Raw genomic sequence first — 18,142 nt, 5'->3', positions numbered from 1 at the left:
GCGCGCCCCGACGGCTCGCGGAAGCCCGGACAGCACGAAACCCCGACCCGCACTCTCCAGATCCGACTGGAGGAGCCCTGGCCGGGGCCTCACACCACACCTCAGCGCATGGTCAGTTCACACGCACGGGTGGCACCGTCACGCGGCGACCACGTCCACCGCTTCGGACGGCGCCTTGATGGTCACCCGTTCCGGTGGCACACCGGTCACCGATACGGAACCCAGCATCGGCCGGACCGACGTGGGAACAGGCTCGCTGGGGGTGGCCGCAGCAGACTGGGCCAGCTCGGCGAGGGCGAGCTCGTCGCTCACTTCCCGCATGAGCTCGGACATCCGTACGTCCAGCGCGTCGCAGATCGCGGCGAGCAGCTCGGAGGAAGCCTCCTTCTGCCCCCGCTCCACCTCGGAGAGATAGCCGAGCGAGACTCGGGCGGACGAGGAGACTTCGCGCAGAGTACGGCCCTGGCGCTGGCGCTGCCGACGCAGCACGTCACCCAGCAGGCGACGGAGCAGAATCATCGGTGGCTCCCTCCTCGGACCGCGTAGCCGCATCCTTCACGCCCCACCGTACCGCCTTGCGCCGCGGCCGTGCGGGGAGCGATGTCGTGTTCACTCAGGGCTGCAAACATCAAAACCCCCCGTTCCGTTCCGTATCCTGTGCCCGCTCATTCCCACTGTGTTCGCCCGCCAGCTCCCTCAGAAGCAGTGCGAGCACGCTCCGTACACTCTCCATACGAATTTCCGCCCGGCCGCCGTTCAACCGCAGGGCCTCCACTTTTCCGCCACCGGCAGAACCGGAACCCGGACGGACAGGGCCGTCCACGGCCACGAAGACGGTGCCCACGGGCTGCCCGTCCTGCGGGTCCGGCCCGGCCACACCCGTCGTCGCGATGCCCCAGTCGGCTCCCAGCGCCTTGCGCACGCCGGCCGCCATCTCCGCCGCGACCTGCGCGTCCACCGCTCCACGCCGCTCCAGCAAGGTGGCGTCGACGTCGAGCAGCCGGTGCTTGAGCTCGGTGGCGTAGGCGGTCACCGATCCACGGAAGACCTTGGACGCTCCCGGAACGCCGGTGATGTCCGCCGCGACCAGTCCACCCGTCAGCGACTCGGCGACGGCGAGCGTCTCGCCCTTCACCGTGAGTAGTCGCACGACGTCCGCGGCGCCAGAGTTCACGCTCCCGTCTCCTCCAACGCCGCCCTGCGCTCCGCGATTCCCTGCCGCCTCAGCACAATGGCCTGTCTCACATAGTCGAGCCCGGTCACCACCGTCAGCACGACGGCGGCCGCCATCACCCACCAGCGCAACGTGGCCAGCCACCCCGTCAGCGCCAGGATGTACATGCCGACGGCCACGCCCTGGGTGAGCGTCTTCAGCTTGCCACCGCGGCTCGCCGGGATGACGCCGTACCGGATGACGATGAAACGCAGCAGGGTGATCCCGAGTTCCCGGCCGAGGATCACGCCCGTGACCCACCACGGCAGATCGCCGAGCCCGGACAGGCAGATGAGGGCCGCCCCCATGATCGCCTTGTCGGCGATGGGGTCGGCGATCTTGCCGAAGTCGGTGACCAGGTCGTACGCCCGGGCCAGATGCCCGTCGAACAGGTCGGTGATCATGGCGATGGCGAAGGCCGCCCAGGCGAACGAGCGCCAGGCGGGGTCGTAGCCGCCGTCGGCCAGCATCAGGGCGACGAACGCCGGCACCAGGACCAGCCGGAGCATGGTCAGCAGATTCGCGATGTTCCAGATGCTCGCCTGGTTGACGGCCGCTGCCGCGATCTTGGCGCCGCGCGCGGGCCGGCCGTCGCCCTCGGCACCCTGGTCGGCGCCCGCGGGCCGGGACGCACCGGCCTGGGACGCACCCGTCGCGTTCGCCTTCCCCGTCGTACCCACCGCGCTCACCTTGCCCGTCGCACCCGCCGGGGAGGGGCCGCCCGCGGCGGACGCCGGAACTCCGGTCATCTGCCCGACTCCTCACTACACGCGAGCGTGCCCGGGAGCGGTTCGGCCACCAGATCGACACCTTCGGTGCCGACCACCTTCGCCTCGACCATACGACCGATGCTCAGGCCCGCGCCGCTCGTGAGCAGCACCTGGCCGTCCGTCTCCGGCGCCTGGTGCGCACCGCGCCCGTACACGCCGTCCTCGTCGATGGACTCCACCAGCACGTGCACCGTCTCGCCGAGGCGCTCCTCGGCACGCTGCGACACCAGTTCCTCGGCCAGCCGGGACACCCGGGCCAGCCGCTCGGCGACGACGTCCTCGGGCAGCTTGCGGTCGTAGGTGGCGGCCTCGGTGCCCTCCTCGTCGGAGTAGCCGAAGACGCCGATCGCGTCGAGCCGGGCCCCGTTGAGGAAGCGCTCCAGCTCGGCGAGGTCGGCCTCGGTCTCCCCGGGGAAGCCCACGATGAAGTTGGAGCGCACGCCGGCCTGGGGCGCCTTGCCGCGGATGGTGTCCAGCAGCTCCAGGAAGCGGTCGGTGTCGCCGAAGCGGCGCATCGCGCGCAGCACGTCGGGCGCGGAGTGCTGGAAGGACAGGTCGAAGTAGGGGGCGACCTTCGGCGTCGACGTCAGGACGTCGATCAGGCCGGGCCGCATCTCGGCCGGCTGCAGGTAGCTGACGCGGACCCGCTCGAGGCCGTCGACCTCGGCGAGCTCGGGCAGCAGGGACTCCAGCAGCCGGATGTCGCCCAGGTCCTTGCCGTACGACGTGTTGTTCTCGGAGACCAGCATGATCTCCTTGACGCCCTGCTCGGCGAGCCACCGCGTCTCGTTGAGCACGTCGCTCGGGCGGCGCGAGATGAAGGAGCCGCGGAAGGACGGGATGGCGCAGAAGGAGCAGCGCCGGTCGCAGCCGGAGGCGAGCTTCACCGAGGCGACGGGGGCGCCGTCGAGGCGGCGGCGCAGCGGCGCCCGCGGCCCGGAGGCCGGAGCGAGCCCCTCCGGCAGGTCGACGGGGGCGTGCCCGGGCAGCGCGACCCCGGCCGCGGACTCCTGGCGCTCGGCCGGGCTGATGGGCAGCAGCTTGCGCCGGTCCCGCGGGGTGTGCGCGGCGTGGATGCCGCCGGACAGGATGGTCTGGAGGCGGTCGGAGATGTCCGCGTAGTCGTCGAAGCCGAGCACGCCGTCGGCCTCGGGAAGGGCTTCGGCGAGGTCCTTGCCGTAGCGCTCGGCCATGCAGCCCACCGCCACGACGGCCTGGGTTCTCCCGTGGCCCTTGAGATCGTTGGCCTCCAGGAGGGCGTCGACGGAGTCCTTCTTGGCGGCGTCGACGAAGCCGCAGGTGTTGACGACGGCGACGTCCGCGTCGGCGGCGTCCTCCACGAGGTCCCAGCCGTCCGCCTCCAAACGGCCTGCGAGCTCCTCCGAGTCCACCTCGTTGCGGGCGCAGCCAAGAGTGACGAGTGCGACGGTACGGCGTTCAGGCATGGGCTCAAGACTACTTTGTCTCACTGACGCCCCACGTCGACGGGGTTGGCCGATCCTGGCCAACCCCGTCGACGGCTCCCCTTGTGGTCCGGACCTATCCGGCCTGCGGGTCGCCCTTGGTGTAGGTCAGGCGCTCCACGGCGCCCGGCTGCCAGTCGTCCTCGATCTTCTTGCCGTTGACGTACAGGTCGATCGCGCCGGCGTCGCCGAGGACCAGGTTGATCTTCTCGCTGTCCTGGAAGGTCTTGCTGTCGCCCTTCTTGAGGAGGCCGTCGAAGAGCAGCCGGCCGTTGTGGTCCTTGGCGGCCACCCAGCTGCGGCCGTCGACGGCGCTGACCCGCACGGTCACCTTGTCCTGCGGAACGGCGGCGATGGCGCTGTCGGAGGGCTCGGGCTCGGGGTCCTTCGGCTTGTCGGTCTTGGGGGTCGGCGTGCTCTTGTCGGCCGACGGCGTGGAGCCGCCCTCGGCGACTGCGGACTTCCCGCCCTCGTCGTCGCCGCCCTTGAAGGCGGTGAAGCCGACGAACCCGATCACGGCGACGATCGCGGCGACCATGGCCGCGGTCCAGTTCGGCCCGCGCCGCTCGGGACGGATGCGCTCCGCCTCGAACAGGGGGGCCGCCGGGGTGGGCGCCGGCCGTCCGCCGTGGGACGCGTCGTACTGCGCGAGCAGCGGGGCCGGATCGAGGTGGACGGCCTTGGCCAGGGTCCGGATGTGGCCACGGGCGTACACGTCGCCACCACAGGGGGCGAAGTTGTCCGCCTCGATGGCCTGCACGATGGCGATGCGGACCCGGGTGGCGGTGCTGACGTCGTCGACGGTCAGCCCGGCGTCGAGACGGGCCTGCCGCAGGGCATGCCCGATCGAGGGCCGGGAGTCGTCGGACTCGTCGTCGAACGGACGCTCGTCTTCAGGGGAGTTGCCGATGGACACGGGGGCGCCTTTCGAGCGTTGAGCCACCTGTGCTGGAGGTTCAGTCTAGGGGGGCGACAAAAGGGTGGGGCAAGCGGGCGGTGGGACTTTGTACGCCATCGGAAGGGCCGGACACGCCGATGGCGGCCAAGAGTTTGTCGTTTCGCTCAACTTGACGTACGTCGAAGGGAAACGGTTGCTCAATGATCCCCTACGGGTGAGTCACGATCAGGCATCGACTCATCGCCTACCCGGCCCGTCCGCCACCAAGGGTCCGTCTTTCCGTGAGGGACACAATCAAGCCTCCCCACGGATCACCGCGAGCACGCCGTCGAGCTCGTCGGCCTTCACGAGGACGTCCCGGGCCTTGGATCCCTCGCTCGGCCCCACGACGCCGCGCGACTCCATGAGGTCCATCAGGCGTCCCGCCTTGGCGAACCCGACCCGCAGCTTGCGCTGGAGCATCGACGTCGAGCCGAACTGCGTGGACACCACCAGTTCCGCCGCCTGGCACAGCAGGTCGAGGTCGTCGCCGATCTCCTCGTCGATCTCCTTCTTCTGCTTGGTCCCGACGACGACGTCGTCCCGGAAGACGGGTGCCATCTGGTCCTTGCAGTGCTGGACGACCGCCGCGACCTCGTCCTCGGTCACGAACGCGCCCTGCATACGGGTCGGCTTGTTCGCGCCCATGGGCAGGAACAGGCCGTCGCCCTTGCCGATCAGCTTCTCGGCGCCCGGCTGGTCGAGGATGACCCGGGAGTCGGCGAGCGAGGAGGTGGCGAAGGCGAGCCGCGAGGGCACGTTCGCCTTGATCAGACCGGTGACGACGTCGACGGACGGCCGCTGGGTGGCGAGCACCAGGTGGATGCCGGCCGCGCGCGCGAGCTGCGTGATGCGGACGATGGCGTCCTCCACGTCCCGCGGCGCGACCATCATCAGGTCGGCGAGCTCGTCCACGATGACCAGCAGGTACGGGTAGGGCTGGAGCTCGCGCTCGCTGCCCTCGGGGGCCTTCACCTTGCCGCTGCGGACGGCCTCGTTGAAGTCGTCGATGTGCCGGTAGCCGTACGCCGCCAGGTCGTCGTACCGCAGGTCCATCTCGCGGACGACCCACTGGAGCGCCTCGGCGGCCCGCTTCGGGTTGGTGATGATCGGCGTGATCAGGTGCGGGATGCCCTCGTACGCGGTCAGCTCGACGCGCTTGGGGTCGACCAGGACCATCCGGACGTCCTCCGGGGTCGCCCGCATCATGATCGAGGTGATCAGGCAGTTGATGCAGGACGACTTTCCGGAGCCGGTCGCGCCGGCGACCAGGACGTGCGGCATCTTGGCGATGTTCGCCATGACGTAGCCGCCCTCGACGTCCTTGCCGAGCGCGACCAGCATGGGGTGGTCGTCCTCGGCGGCCGCGGCGAGCCGCAGCACGTCCCCGAGGTTGACCATCTCGCGGTCGGTGTTGGGGATCTCGATGCCGACCGCGGACTTGCCGGGGATCGGGCTGATGATCCGCACGTCGGGGCTGGCGACGGCGTACGCGATGTTCTTGGTGAGCGCGGTGATGCGCTCGACCTTGACGGCCGGGCCCAGCTCGACCTCGTAGCGCGTGACCGTAGGCCCGCGCGTGAAGCCGGTGACGCGGGCGTCGACCTTGAACTCGGTGAAGACGGTGGTGAGGGACGCGACGACGGCGTCGTTGGCGGCGCTGCGCGACTTGCCGGGACCGCCGCGTTCGAGCAGGTCCAGCGACGGCAGCGCGTAGGTGATGTCGCCGGACAGCTGGAGCTGCTCCGCGCGCGGGGGCAGATCGCGGATCTCGTCGGGTACGGGCGCGGCCTTGGTGAGGTCGGGGACCTCCGTCTTGGTGAGGTCGGCGGCCTTGGCCCTGGGCAGCCGGTCCTGCTGGGGCCGCGCCGCAGGGACAGGCGTGGGCACGGGCGTGGTGTCCTCGCGGTCGCCCACGCTGACGCCCTGGGTGAGGTCGGCGACGATCGGCGAGGGCGGCATGCCGTGCATCACGGCGCCGTCGAGCGCGGCCGCCGCGGCGGCGGCGACGTCCACGGCGTCCATGGGACGGTCCATCTCGGGCTGGGGCACCGCGGAGCGCCTGGGGCGCCCGCGACGCCGCGAGAGGGCCTCCTGCTCGGCGTCCTCGGGGTCGTACGCCTCACGCGGCCGGCCCCGCTTGCGCCCGCGCGCGGCGGGCAGCGATTCGCGCCACTGCTCGTCGTAGCGCTCGTCGTCCTCGGTGTAGTCCTCGTCGTCCTCCGGGTCGGGCAGCAGACCCAGCTTCACGCCGAGCAGCCGCAGCCGCTGCGGGATGGCGTTGACGGGGGTGGCCGTGACGACCAGCAGCCCGAAGACGGTCAGCAGCACGAGCAGCGGGACGGCCAGGACCTCGCCCATGGTGTACGTCAGCGGGGTCGCCGCGCCCCAGCCGATGAGCCCCCCGGCGTCCCTTATGGCCTGCATGCCGGCGCTGCGGGCGGGTGAGCCGACCGCGATGTGGACCTGGCCGAGCACGCCGACGGCGAGCGCGGACAGGCCGATGACGATGCGGCCGTTGGCCTCGGGCTTCTCGGGGTGCCGGATGAAGCGCACGGCGATGACCGCGAGCAGGATCGGCACCAGCAGGTCGAGCCGGCCGAAGGCACCGGTCACGATGATCTCGACGAGGTCCCCGACGGGGCCGCGCAGATTGGACCAGGTCCCGGCGGCGACGATCAGGGACAGCCCGAGCAGCAGCAGGGCGACGCCGTCCTTGCGGTGAGCGGGGTCGAGGTTCTTCGCGCCCTGCCCTATCCCGCGGAACACCGCGCCGACGGCGTGCGCGAGCCCGAGCCAGATCGCGCGCACGAACCGGTACACGCCCCCCGTGGGGCTGGGCGCGGGCTTGGGCGGGGGCGCGGCTCTGCGGGCCGCGGCCTTCTTCGCCGGCGCCTTCTTCGCGGGGGCTTTCCTGGCGGCGGCCTTCTTCGCCGGAGCCTTCGCCGGAGCGGCCGCCTTCTTCGCGGGCGGCTTCTTGGCTGCGGAGGAACGTGAGGCCATGGAGGTGAGGTTACCGGTGGAGGTGACAGTGGACACGTGTGCCCACTGCTTCACCCGTTCGTGTCGCCCGTGCGGAGGCGGCGAACTGACGCCGGATCACACATCGGGACATAGCGCCGCCCGTCACCAACCGGGGCCGCCTCGCGGTCAGTTCTGCGAGGACACCGACGACGCGTTTCCGGCGCCCGGCTCCAGCGCGTCCAGCGCCCGCCGCAGACCCGTGAGTTTGCGTTCGAGATGGGCCGCCGTGGCCACCGCGGCCGCGTCGGCCGAGTCGTCGTCGAGCTGCTTCGAGAGCGCCTCGGCCTGCTCCTCGACGGCCGCCAGGCGCGCCGACAGCTCGGCGAGCAGTCCGGCGGGCTCCTTGGACTCGGCGCCGGCCGCCTTCCCGCCGTTGCCCTCCAACTGGAGCCGCAGGAGTGCCGCCTGCTCGCGCAGCTGGCAGTTCTTCATGTACAGCTCGACGAACACCGAGACCTTCGCCCGCAGCACCCACGGGTCGAACGGCTTCGAGATGTAGTCCACCGCGCCCGCCGCGTATCCGCGGAAGGTGTGGTGCGGACCGTGGTTGATCGCGGTGAGGAAGATGATCGGGATGTCCCGGGTCCGTTCCCGTCGCTTGATGTGCGCCGCGGTTTCGAAACCGTCCATTCCCGGCATCTGGACGTCCAGCAGAATGACCGCGAAGTCGTCCGTCAGCAGTGCTTTGAGCGCTTCCTCCCCGGACGATGCCCGCACCAGGGTCTGATCGAGCGCAGAGAGGATCGCCTCCAGCGCCAGCAGATTCTCCGGCCGGTCATCGACCAGGAGGATCTTGGCCTTCTGCACCATGGCCCGCCCTCCTCGCCCCGGCAGTGCACCGGGCTCCGCCCCAGGGGACAGCTCCCTTACGCCGTCCGCCCTCGTGCCGGTCATGGTAGCCGCACCCCGCCTGTCGCCACACCCTGTCACCGCGATGTCACTGTGCACGTAGCAGAAACGTAGTGGGAGACCAGAAGGTTCCCCGAATCCCGCACTTCTACACAGCTTCGAGCACCCTGAGTCAACAAAACCACGGCACGCCGGTCTGTTCCTGTCACTGCTCCCTCATCCACTGGTTCATCACCGTGAGGAGGTGATCGGGGTCCACCGGCTTGGTCACGTAGTCGGAAGCACCCGACTCGATGGCCTTCTCCCGGTCGCCCTTCATCGCCTTCGCGGTGAGCGCGATGATCGGCAGCCCGGCGAACTGCGGCATCCGGCGGATCGCCGTGGTCGTCGCGTACCCGTCCATCTCGGGCATCATGATGTCCATCAGCACGACCGCCACGTCGTCGTGCTGCTCCAGGACCTCGATGCCCTCCCGGCCGTTCTCCGCGTACAGCACGGACAGCCCGTGCTGCTCCAGCACGCTGGTCAGCGCGAAGACGTTGCGGATGTCGTCGTCGACGATCAGGACCTTCTCGCCGCCGAAGCGGATGCCCCGGTGGGTCCGGCCCGTCACGCCGTCGTCGGTGACCGCGGGGCGCAGCTCCGGCTGGGCGGGCCGCTGCTCCAGCTCCGCCGCCCGGCGCCTGCGCCGGAAGAGCGCGGCGGCGCCGTTCTGCGTCTCCCGGTACGACCGCACCTCGGCCGGCGTCTCGATCTCGGCGTCGGACCGCTCCGCCAGATCGGCCGCCGACGCCACCACCAGGTCACCCGGGTCCAGCGGCGGCAGCTGCTGCTGGTACCCCTGCGGAGGCAGTTCGCTGGGGTGCAGAGGCAAATACAGCGTGAACGTCGAACCACGCCCCGGCTCGCTCTGCGCGTGGATCTCCCCGCCGAGCAGCTGGGCGATCTCCCGCGAGATCGACAGCCCCAGACCCGTACCGCCGTACTTGCGGCTCGTGGTGCCGTCCGCCTGCTTGAACGCCTCGAAGATCACCCGCATCTTGCTCGCCGCGATCCCGATGCCGGTGTCCGTCACCGAGAACGCGATCAGCGGGGCGTCCGCCTCGGCCAGCGACCCCGCCTCCAGCAGCTGCTCCCGGATCGACTGCGGCACGTCCGAGGCCGCCGGCCGGATGACCAGCTCGACCGACCCGGAGTCGGTGAACTTCACCGCGTTGGACAGCAGGTTCCGCAGCACCTGGAGCAGGCGCTGCTCGTCGGTGTGGAGCGTCGCCGGCAGCTCGGGCGAGACCCGCACGGACAGGTCCAGGCCCTTCTCCGCGGTCAGCGGCCGGAACGTGGCCTCGACGTAGTCCACCAGCTGCACCAGCGCGATCCGGGTCGGCGAGACGTCCATCTTGCCGGCCTCGACCTTCGACAGGTCCAGGATGTCGTTGATCAGCTGGAGCAGGTCGGAGCCCGCGCCGTGGATGGTCTCGGCGAACTCGACCTGCTTCGGCGAGAGGTTCCCCTCGGCGTTGTCGGCGAGCAGCTTCGCCAGGATCAGCAGCGAGTTGAGCGGCGTGCGCAGCTCGTGCGACATGTTGGCGAGGAACTCGCTCTTGTAGCGCATCGACACCGCGAGCTGCTCGGCGCGCTCCTCCAGGACCTGCCGCGCCTCCTCGATCTCGGTGTTCTTCACCTCGATGTCGCGGTTCTGCTGGGCCAGCAGTTCGGCCTTCTCCTCCAGTTCGGCGTTGGACGCCTGGAGGGCCTTCTGCCGGTTCTCCAACTCGGCGGAGCGCTCACGCAGTTGCTCGGTCAGCTCCTGCGACTGGCGCAGCAGCACCTCGGTCTTGGTGTTCACCGAGATGGTGTTGACGCTGGTCGCGATCATCTCGGCGATCTGGTTGAGGAAGTCCTTCTGGATCTGCGTGAACGGCGTGAAGGAGGCCAGCTCGATCACGCCGAGCACCTTGCCCTCGAACAGCACCGGCAGCACGATCACCTGCGCGGGCGGCGCCTCGCCGAGACCGGAGGAGATCTTCAGATAGCCGCTGGGCGCGTTCTCCACCAGGATCGTGCGCTTCTCCAGGGCGGCCGTCCCGATCAGCCCCTCGCCCGGCCGGAACGAGGTCGGCATCGACCCCATCGAGTAGGCGTACGACCCCAGCATCCGCAGCTCGTACTGGTCCTCGCCCTCCGCGCTGATGTCCTTGCCGTCCACCAGCGGCATCACCAGGAAGAACGCGCCGTGCTGCGCGGACACGACCGGCGTCAGCTCGCTCATGATCAGCGAGGCCACGTCCTCCAGGTCCCGGCGGCCCTGCATCAGCGCCGAGATCCGGGCCAGATTGCCCTTGAGCCAGTCCTGCTCCTTGTTGGCGATCGTGGTGTCGCGCAGGTTGGCGATCATCTTGTTGATGTAGTCCTGGAGCTCCTGGATCTCGCCGGACGCGTCGACGTCGATCTTCAGGTTCAGGTCGCCGCGGGTCACCGCGGTCGCCACGCGCGCGATGGCGCGCACCTGCCGGGTGAGGTTCCCGGCCATCTCGTTCACGGACTCGGTCAGGTCGCGCCAGGTGCCGTCCACGTCACGCACGCGTGCCTGGCCGCCGAGCTGCCCCTCCGTGCCCACCTCGCGGGCGACGCGGGTGACCTCCTCGGCGAACGACGACAGCTGGTCGACCATCGTGTTGATCGTGGTCTTCAGCTCCAGGATCTCGCCCCGGGCGTCGATGTCGATCTTCTTCGTCAGGTCGCCCTTGGCGATGGCCGTCGTCACCATGGCGATGTTGCGCACCTGGCCGGTCAGGTTGGACGCCATCTGGTTCACGGACTCGGTGAGGTCCTTCCAGGTGCCGGCCACACCCGGCACATGCGCCTGACCGCCCAGGATGCCGTCCGTTCCCACCTCACGGGCCACCTTCGTGACCTGGTCGGCGAACGAACTCAGCGTCTTCACCATCGTGTTGAACGTGTCCGCGAGCTGCGCGACCTCGCCGCGCGCCTCGATCGTCACCGTCCGCGTCAGATCGCCGTTGGCGACGGCGGCGGCGACCTGCGAGATGTTCCGCACCTGCATGGTGAGGTTCTTCGCCATCAGGTTCACATTGCCGCTGAGGTCCTTCCAGATGCCCGTGACACCCGGGACGTGCGCCTGGCCGCCCAGGATGCCCTCGGTGCCCACCTCACGGGCCACCCGGGTCACCTGCTCGGCGAACGACGACAGCTGGTCGACCATCGTGTTCACGGTCGTCACCAGTTCGAGGATCTCGCCCTTGGCGTCGACGGTGATCTTCTTGGACAGGTCGCCCTTGGCGACCGCGGTCGTGACCTCGGCGATCTGGCGCACCTGGATGGTCAGGTTGTTCGCCATGAAGTTCACGGACTGGGTGAGGTCCTTCCAGGTGCCGGAGACCCCCTGCACCTCGGCCTGACCGCCCAGCTCGCCCTCGGTGCCCACCTCACGGGCGACCCGGGTGACCTCCTCCGCGAACGACGACAGCTGGTCCACCATCGTGTTCAGCGTGTTCTTCAGCTCCAGGATCTCCCCGCGCGCGTCCACGGTGATCTTCTGCGAGAGGTCACCGCGCGCCACCGCGGTCGCGACCTGCGCGATGTTGCGCACCTGGGCCGTGAGGTTGCCGGCCATGCCGTTCACGGAGTCGGTGAGGTCCCGCCACACACCGGCGACGCCGGGCACCTGCGCCTGCCCGCCGAGCCGGCCCTCGGTGCCCACGTCCCGGGCCACCCGGGTCACCTGGTCGGCGAAGCCGGAGAGCTGGTCGACCATCGTGTTGATGGTGTTCTTCAGCTCGAGGATCTCCCCGCGCGCGTCGACGTCGATCTTCTGCGACAGGTCGCCGCGCGCCACCGCCGTCGTCACCTGGGCGATCTGCCGCACCTGGGACGTCAGGTTGCCGGCCATGAAGTTGACGGAGTCGGTGAGCTCCTTCCAGGTGCCCGACACCCCCGGTACGACGGCCTGACCGCCCAGACGGCCCTCCGTGCCCACGTCCCGGGCCATCCGCGTCACCTGGTCGGCGAACGACGACAGCTGGTCCACCATCGTGTTCACGGTGTTCTTCAGCTGGAGCATCTCGCCGGACACGTCCACGGTGACCTTCTGCGACAGGTCACCGTTGGCGACCGCCGTCGTCACCTGCGCGATGTTCCTCACCTGTCCGGTGAGGTTCCGGAACGCCGTGTTGACGGAGTCCGTCAGGTCCTTCCACGTCCCCGCGGCCCCCGGCACCTGCGCCTGACCGCCGAGCTCACCCTCGACACCGACCTCACGCGCGACCCGGGTCACCTCGCTGCCGAACGACGACAGCTGGTCGACCATGCCGTTGACGGTGTTCTTCAGCTCCAGCATCTCGCCGGCCACGTCGACCGTGACCTTCTGAGAGAGGTCACCACTGGCCACCGCGGTCGTGACCGCCGCGATGTCCCTCACCTGGATGGTCAGATTCCGGAACACCGTGTTGACGGAGTCCGTCAGGTCCTTCCACGTGCCGGCCGCGCCCGGCACATTCGCCTGACCGCCCAGCTGGCCCTCCGCGCCGACCTCGTTGGCCACGCGCGTGACCTCGTCCGCGAAGATCCGCAGCGTCTCGGTCATCTGGTTGATCGTGTCCGCGAGCTGGGCGACCTCGCCCCGCGCCGACACCGTCACCTTCTGCGACAGGTCACCGTTGGCGACCGCCGTCGTCACCTGTGAGATACCCCGCACCTGGGCCGTCAGGTTGCCGGCCATCAGGTTCACCGAATCGGTGAGGTCCTTCCACACACCCGCCACACCGGGCACCTGCGCCTGGCCGCCCAGCTCGCCCTCGGTACCCACCTCACGGGCGACGCGCGTCACCTCGGACGAGAACGACGACAGCTGGTCCACCATCGTGTTGACGGTGTTCTTCAGCTCCAGCATCTCGCCGGCCACGTGCACGGTGACCTTGCGCGACAGATCGCCCTTGGCGACCGCCGTCGTCACCAGAGCGATGTCCCGCACCTGAGCGGTCAGCCGGTACGCCATCGTGTTGACGGAGTCCGTCAGGTCCTTCCACGAACCCGACATGCCCCGCACCCGGGCCTGCCCGCCGAGCTTGCCCTCGGTGCCCACCTCGCTGGCCACGCGCGTGACCTCGTCGGTGAACGTGGACAGCTGGTCGACCAGATTGTTGACGGTACGGCCGACCTTCAGGAACTCGCCCCGCAGCGGATGCCCCGTGCCGTCCGAGGCCTGCGTCCGCAGCTCCATCCGCGGCGACAGATCACCCTCGGCCACCGCCGACAGCACCCGCCCGACCTCGGACACCGGCCGGACCAGGTCGTCCACCAGGGCGTTCGAGTTGTCGACCGCGGCCGCCCAGGAACCCTCACAGGCCCCGGTCTCCAGCCGCTCGGTCAGCTTGCCCTCCCGGCCGACCATCCGGCGCACCCGCGCCAGCTCACCCGTGAGGTGGAGATTCCGGTCGGCCACCTCGTTGAAGACGGCCGCGATCTCCGACATCACGCCGTCCCCGGACACCGTGAGCCGCTTGCGGAAGTTCCCGTCACGCATCGACACCAGGGCCGCCAGCAGCCGGTTCAGGGCCGCCGTGTCCACCGCGGTGGTACCGCCACGACTCTTGCGTTCGCTCTTCAGGGACTGTCCGCCTTTCGCGCGCGTCTTAGTGCCCCGCGTCGCTGCGCCAGACTCCACTGTGTCCCTCCCGCAGGGGTCGACCATCACTGTCGTGCTCGGTGCTGCTGCTTCCGCGTACCCGTTGTCCACCGGGTGGCCCGCCCGGACGAACCCGGCCGCACCAGGGGCTGCTGCCCACCGGACCCGCCTCGCACTCGGCCTGCCCGGACCTTCACCAGAAGCCTGCCCAGTGTTTCACCCCGGCTGAACCCGGCCATAACAGTTCGGCAGCTTCGCACATCGTCCGCACACCCTCCGGACGGAAACACTGCAGACCGGCATCCGCAGGGGCCGCGAAGGTAAGTAACCTTGCATGCGGCTGTCCAGCCGCGCCGGTCCGTCCGGCCTGGGCGGTGGCAGGAGGAGCACGAGCGGGCAACGGAGGGGCAGCCGGACATGACCACCGGACTGATTCCGGGGGCACCGACCCCGGACGGGCCGACGGGCGGACAGATGCCGCACCAGCGGCACGACCCGGCCGGCCGCGAAGCCCTGCATGTCGACGACCGGACGAGGAGTTCAGTGATCACCGCGCGCGCGGCAGCCAGCTTCGAGCCCGTGGGGCGGTCCGTCGCGAGCGCCCGCTCCTTCGTCCGCGACACCCTGCAGGGCTGGGGCTTCGCCGACATCGTCGACGACGCCGTGGTCCTCACCAGCGAACTGGTGACGAACGCCGTCGTCCACGCGGGCACCTCCGCGGACGTCCTGTGCCTGCGCAGCGAGGACGGCGTACGGATCGAAGTGGCCGACCGCTACCCGGAGCGCGAGATCCCGCTCCAGGGCTCCCCCGTCAACATGGGCAGCCCCGACCGCGAGGGAGGCCGCGGCCTCCAGCTGTGCGCGGCGCTCGCCGGCCGCTGGGGCGTCGACTACTCCCCCACCCACAAGCAGGTCTGGTTCCAGCTCGACCTTCCCGAGCGCCCCGTCGGCACCCGCGCCGCCGGGCCGGCGCTCCCCCTCGACCTCCTTCCGCTCGCCGACGGCCGCGTCCGCGTCGCCGTGGTGCAGATCGACCGGACCGGCGCCATCTCCTCGTGGAACGAGGACGCCGAGGACCTCTTCGGCTACGCGTCGGAGCAGGTCGTCGGCAAGCCCCTCACCGACTTCGCGGCCTGGCCGCACACCCCCGGCACCAGCACCGGCATCGCCGAGGCCCTCCAGCTCTCCCGCTGGGAGGGCAGCTACGGCATAAGGGGCGCCGACGGCCGCGTCACCCCCGTGTACGCCTCCCACCTGCGCGTCCGCGACACCGACGGCGAGCCCTCCACCGTCTGTCTCCTGGTCCGCAACCACGAGCGGGCCGTCCTGCAGACGCCCCTGCGCGTACCGGCCGGCGACTCCTCCTCGGACTCCACGAGCACCGACCCGTTCGAGGTGTTCATCGGCTCCCCCGCCCCCGACGACCTCGACGGCCTCCTCCAGCGCACCGTGGAACGCGCCCGCGACATGCTCGACGGCGACTCCGCCTTCCTGCTGCTCGCCACCGACGACGAGACCGAACTGGAGGTCCGCGCCTCCACCGGCCTGCCCTCCGCCCGCCAGCGCTTCGCCCGCGTCCCGGTCGAGGCCGGCCCCGGCCGCTACGGCTCCGCCAGAATGCCCGCGGTCCACGAGGACCTCACGATGGTGCCCGGCGCCGTCCCCCTGCTGCGCGGCACCGGCATGCGCTCCGTGGTCACCGTCCCCCTCAAGGTCGAGGGCCGCCTCACGGGCTCCCTCGGCGTCGCCGCGGAGGGACCCGGCCGGTACTCCAACGAGGAGGCCCTGCGCCTCCAGTTCGCCGCCGACCGCATCGCCCTGGCCGTCGAGTCCGCCCGCCTCGGCGAGCTCGAACGGCTGCGCAGAGGCTCCCTCAGCTTCCTGGTCGAGGCGTCCGACCTGCTCGCCGGCACCCTGGACCGCGACCAGACCCTGGCCCTCATGGCCCAGATGACGGTCCCGACCCTCGCCACCTGGTGCGCGGTCTACACGATCGCCGACCAGGCCTCCGAGCCCTACCTGTCGTACGTCCTGCACGAGGACGAGGAACTCATCGACGGCATCAAGTCGTTGCTGTCGAAGATCCCCCCGCCGGACCCGGTACCCACCCCGGGCGCCCGCGTCTGGTCGGCCCCCGCCGAGTCGGCACACCAGGCCGCCCTGCGCACCTCCATGCGCAGCCTCGGCCTCGGCGAACCGGTCCGCCGCGTCAGCGCGGGCATCGGCCCCACGCTCGCCACCGCCTCCGCCGTGGGCGGCGAGACCGTCGTCCTGCCGCTCGTCGCCCGCAACCGCGTCATCGGCATGCTGACCCTCGGCAAGCCGACCGACGAGCACTTCCGCCAGGAGATCCTCGAACTCGCCGAGGACCTCAGCAGACGGGCCGCCCTCGCCCTGGACAACGCCCGCCTCTACTCCGAGCGCACGGCCATCAGCCAGTCCCTCCAGCGCAGCCTCCTCCCGCCCGAGCTGCCCGAGATCGACGGCGTGGAGGTCGAGGTCATCTACCGCGCCGCCGGCGAGGGCAACGAGGTCGGCGGCGACTTCTACGACCTCTTCCCCATCAGCGACGGCGCCTACGGCTTCGCCATCGGCGACGTCTGCGGCACCGGCCCCAACGCCGCCGCGGTCACCGGCCTCGCCCGGCACGCACTGCGCCTGCTCGCCCGTGAGGGCCTCAGCGGCCCCGCGGTCCTGGAGCGCCTGAACTCCGCGATCCTCGACGAGGGAGCCCGCAGCCGCTTCCTGACCCTCCTCTACGGCGAGATGCGCCCGCAGGAGGACGGCAGCGCGGAACTGAAGGTGGTCTGCGCCGGCCACCCGCTCCCCCTTCGCCTGCGCCAGGACGGCACGGTCGAACCGGCGGCCGAACCCCAGCCGCTCCTGGGCGTCATGGAGGACCTGGAGCTCTACGAGCAGACGGTCACCCTCGACCCGGGCGACGTCCTGCTGTGCGTCACCGACGGCGTCACCGAACGCCGCGAAGGCACCCGCATGCTGGGCGACGACGGTCTCGCCGACGTCCTCACCACCTGCACGGGCCTGACGGCCGGCGCGGTCGCCGCCCGCATCATGCGCGCGGTCGAACGCTTCGCCTCCGACGCCCCCTCCGACGACATGGCGATCCTGGCCATGCGCGTCCCGGAAGTCCACCAGGACTGAGAGAAGACGGAAGACGGGCATGAAAAAGGCCCCGCCCGAAGGGGCGGGGCCTTATCTTCTGAGCCCCCAAACGGAATCGAACCGTTGACCTTCTCCTTACCATGGAGACGCTCTACCGACTGAGCTATAGGGGCCGGCTGCCTTGCGGGGTTTCCCTCGCGGCAACGAAAGAGATCGTACCCTGAACGCGCCCGTGCTCCCAAATTCCGTCAGAAGGCGGGCTGGAGCAGTCCGCCCAGCGCATTGCAGGCCGACACCACGCGCTGCAACTCCCGCTTGGTGAGGGAGGCGTCGACGGGCAGCGCCAGAGTCTCGTCGGCGGCCCGCTCGGTCTCCGGCAGGGACACACACCTCCGGTACTGGGGCAGCCGGTGCACCGGCGTCTTCACCGGCACGCGGCACTCGACTCCCCTGACGCGCAGGGCCCGTGCGAACGCGTCCCGGTCGGGCCGCCCGTTCCCCGGCACCCGCACCACGTACTGCTGATAGGTGTGCCCGTCACCCCCGTCGGGCACCAGCACGCCCTTCAACTTGGCGTCCAGATAGGCCGCCCGCTGCCGGCGCTGCGCGACCTCGTCGTACGGCGCCTCGGACTCCCCCTGCTCCAGCACCAGCAGCCCATGCCGCCGCCCGACGGCCCGCAGCCGCGCGACATCAGCAGTCCTCCCGAAGCGGTGCACGGCGACGACACCGGCCGTCCGCGGACCGACGACCGCGTCCACGGCAGCGGCGTCCAGGCAGTACGTCACCGGGTCTATGTCGGCGAACACGGGCAGCGCACCCCCGAGCACCAGGGCTTCGGCCAACTCGACGTTTCCGAAGGCCGGTACGACGACCTCGTCACCGACACCTATGCCGGCGGCCCGGAGCATTGCAGCAGTACCCATGCCATGGATGCTGCGCGCGACACGTGAACGCCAGATGACGGGCAATAAAAAAGGGCTGGACCCAAAACCTAAGTTTCGGATCCAGCCCTCTAATAATTGTTCGGCGGTGTCCTACTCTCCCACAGGGTCCCCCCTGCAGTACCATCGGCGCTGTAAGGCTTAGCTTCCGGGTTCGGAATGTAACCGGGCGTTT

General features: G+C 70.2%; 10 protein-coding genes, 1 tRNA gene and 1 rRNA gene. 1 reads left to right on the top strand and 11 read right to left on the bottom strand.

Features of this window, described 5'->3' with window-relative positions:
• Nucleotides 1-138: 138 nt before the first annotated feature.
• The 8 genes from ADL34_RS05725 to ADL34_RS05690 all read right to left on the bottom strand — a co-directional run bounded on the left by ADL34_RS05725 (nucleotide 139) and on the right by ADL34_RS05690 (nucleotide 13,939).
• The gene (locus ADL34_RS05725) at nucleotides 139-519 is read right to left on the bottom strand and encodes a helix-turn-helix domain-containing protein (protein ID WP_019756312.1); all 381 of its coding nucleotides are present in this window, start codon (nucleotides 517-519) and stop codon (nucleotides 139-141) included.
• Nucleotides 520-628: 109 nt separating this feature from the next.
• Nucleotides 629-1,174, bottom strand: coding sequence for a CinA family protein (locus ADL34_RS05720; RefSeq protein WP_062673065.1), 546 nt, complete (start codon nucleotides 1,172-1,174; stop codon nucleotides 629-631).
• Nucleotides 1,171-1,962, bottom strand: coding sequence for a CDP-diacylglycerol--glycerol-3-phosphate 3-phosphatidyltransferase (gene pgsA, locus ADL34_RS05715; RefSeq protein ID WP_062673063.1), 792 nt, complete (start codon nucleotides 1,960-1,962; stop codon nucleotides 1,171-1,173). Before pgsA ends, ADL34_RS05720 begins: the two co-directional genes overlap by 4 nt.
• Nucleotides 1,959-3,428 (bottom strand): 30S ribosomal protein S12 methylthiotransferase RimO, encoded by a 1,470-nt coding sequence (rimO, locus tag ADL34_RS05710; RefSeq protein ID WP_079034411.1) that lies wholly within the window; start codon nucleotides 3,426-3,428, stop codon nucleotides 1,959-1,961. Before rimO ends, pgsA begins: the two co-directional genes overlap by 4 nt.
• Nucleotides 3,429-3,522: 94 nt before the next feature.
• Nucleotides 3,523-4,362 carry a helix-turn-helix domain-containing protein gene (locus ADL34_RS05705; protein ID WP_062673059.1) on the bottom strand — a complete coding sequence of 280 codons (840 nt, stop codon included), beginning with the start codon at nucleotides 4,360-4,362 and terminating at the stop codon, nucleotides 3,523-3,525.
• A gap of 276 nt (nucleotides 4,363-4,638) precedes the next feature.
• On the bottom strand, nucleotides 4,639-7,386 hold the full coding sequence (locus ADL34_RS05700) for a DNA translocase FtsK (RefSeq protein WP_234374946.1): 2,748 nt from the start codon (nucleotides 7,384-7,386) through the stop codon (nucleotides 4,639-4,641).
• Between the two features lie 147 nt (nucleotides 7,387-7,533).
• Nucleotides 7,534-8,217: a response regulator gene (locus ADL34_RS05695; RefSeq protein WP_062673055.1), complete on the bottom strand. Its 684-nt coding sequence runs from the start codon at nucleotides 8,215-8,217 to the stop codon at nucleotides 7,534-7,536.
• Between the two features lie 244 nt (nucleotides 8,218-8,461).
• Nucleotides 8,462-13,939 carry a HAMP domain-containing protein gene (locus ADL34_RS05690; protein WP_107115744.1) on the bottom strand — a complete coding sequence of 1,826 codons (5,478 nt, stop codon included), beginning with the start codon at nucleotides 13,937-13,939 and terminating at the stop codon, nucleotides 8,462-8,464.
• 378 nt (nucleotides 13,940-14,317) lie between these two features.
• On the opposite strand from ADL34_RS05690, the gene ADL34_RS05685 reads away from it, so the two are divergent.
• Entirely contained in the window at nucleotides 14,318-17,062 is a 2,745-nt protein-coding gene (locus ADL34_RS05685; protein ID WP_062673052.1) for a SpoIIE family protein phosphatase, read from the top strand.
• Between the two features lie 61 nt (nucleotides 17,063-17,123).
• Here the strand turns inward: ADL34_RS05685 and ADL34_RS05680 are convergent.
• The 3 genes from ADL34_RS05680 to rrf form a co-directional block, all read right to left on the bottom strand.
• Nucleotides 17,124-17,196, bottom strand: a tRNA-Thr gene (locus ADL34_RS05680).
• Between the two features lie 75 nt (nucleotides 17,197-17,271).
• The gene (locus tag ADL34_RS05675) at nucleotides 17,272-17,934 is read right to left on the bottom strand and encodes a DegT/DnrJ/EryC1/StrS family aminotransferase (RefSeq protein ID WP_062673050.1); all 663 of its coding nucleotides are present in this window, start codon (nucleotides 17,932-17,934) and stop codon (nucleotides 17,272-17,274) included.
• A gap of 113 nt (nucleotides 17,935-18,047) precedes the next feature.
• A 5S ribosomal RNA gene (rrf, locus tag ADL34_RS05670) occupies nucleotides 18,048-18,142 on the bottom strand; the annotation flags it as partial.

The organism is Streptomyces sp. NRRL WC-3605 (genome assembly GCF_001509795.1).
Taxonomy (GTDB): Bacteria; Actinomycetota; Actinomycetes; order Streptomycetales; family Streptomycetaceae; genus Streptomyces; species Streptomyces viridochromogenes.
This window is presented reverse-complemented; position numbering and strand designations above follow the sequence as displayed.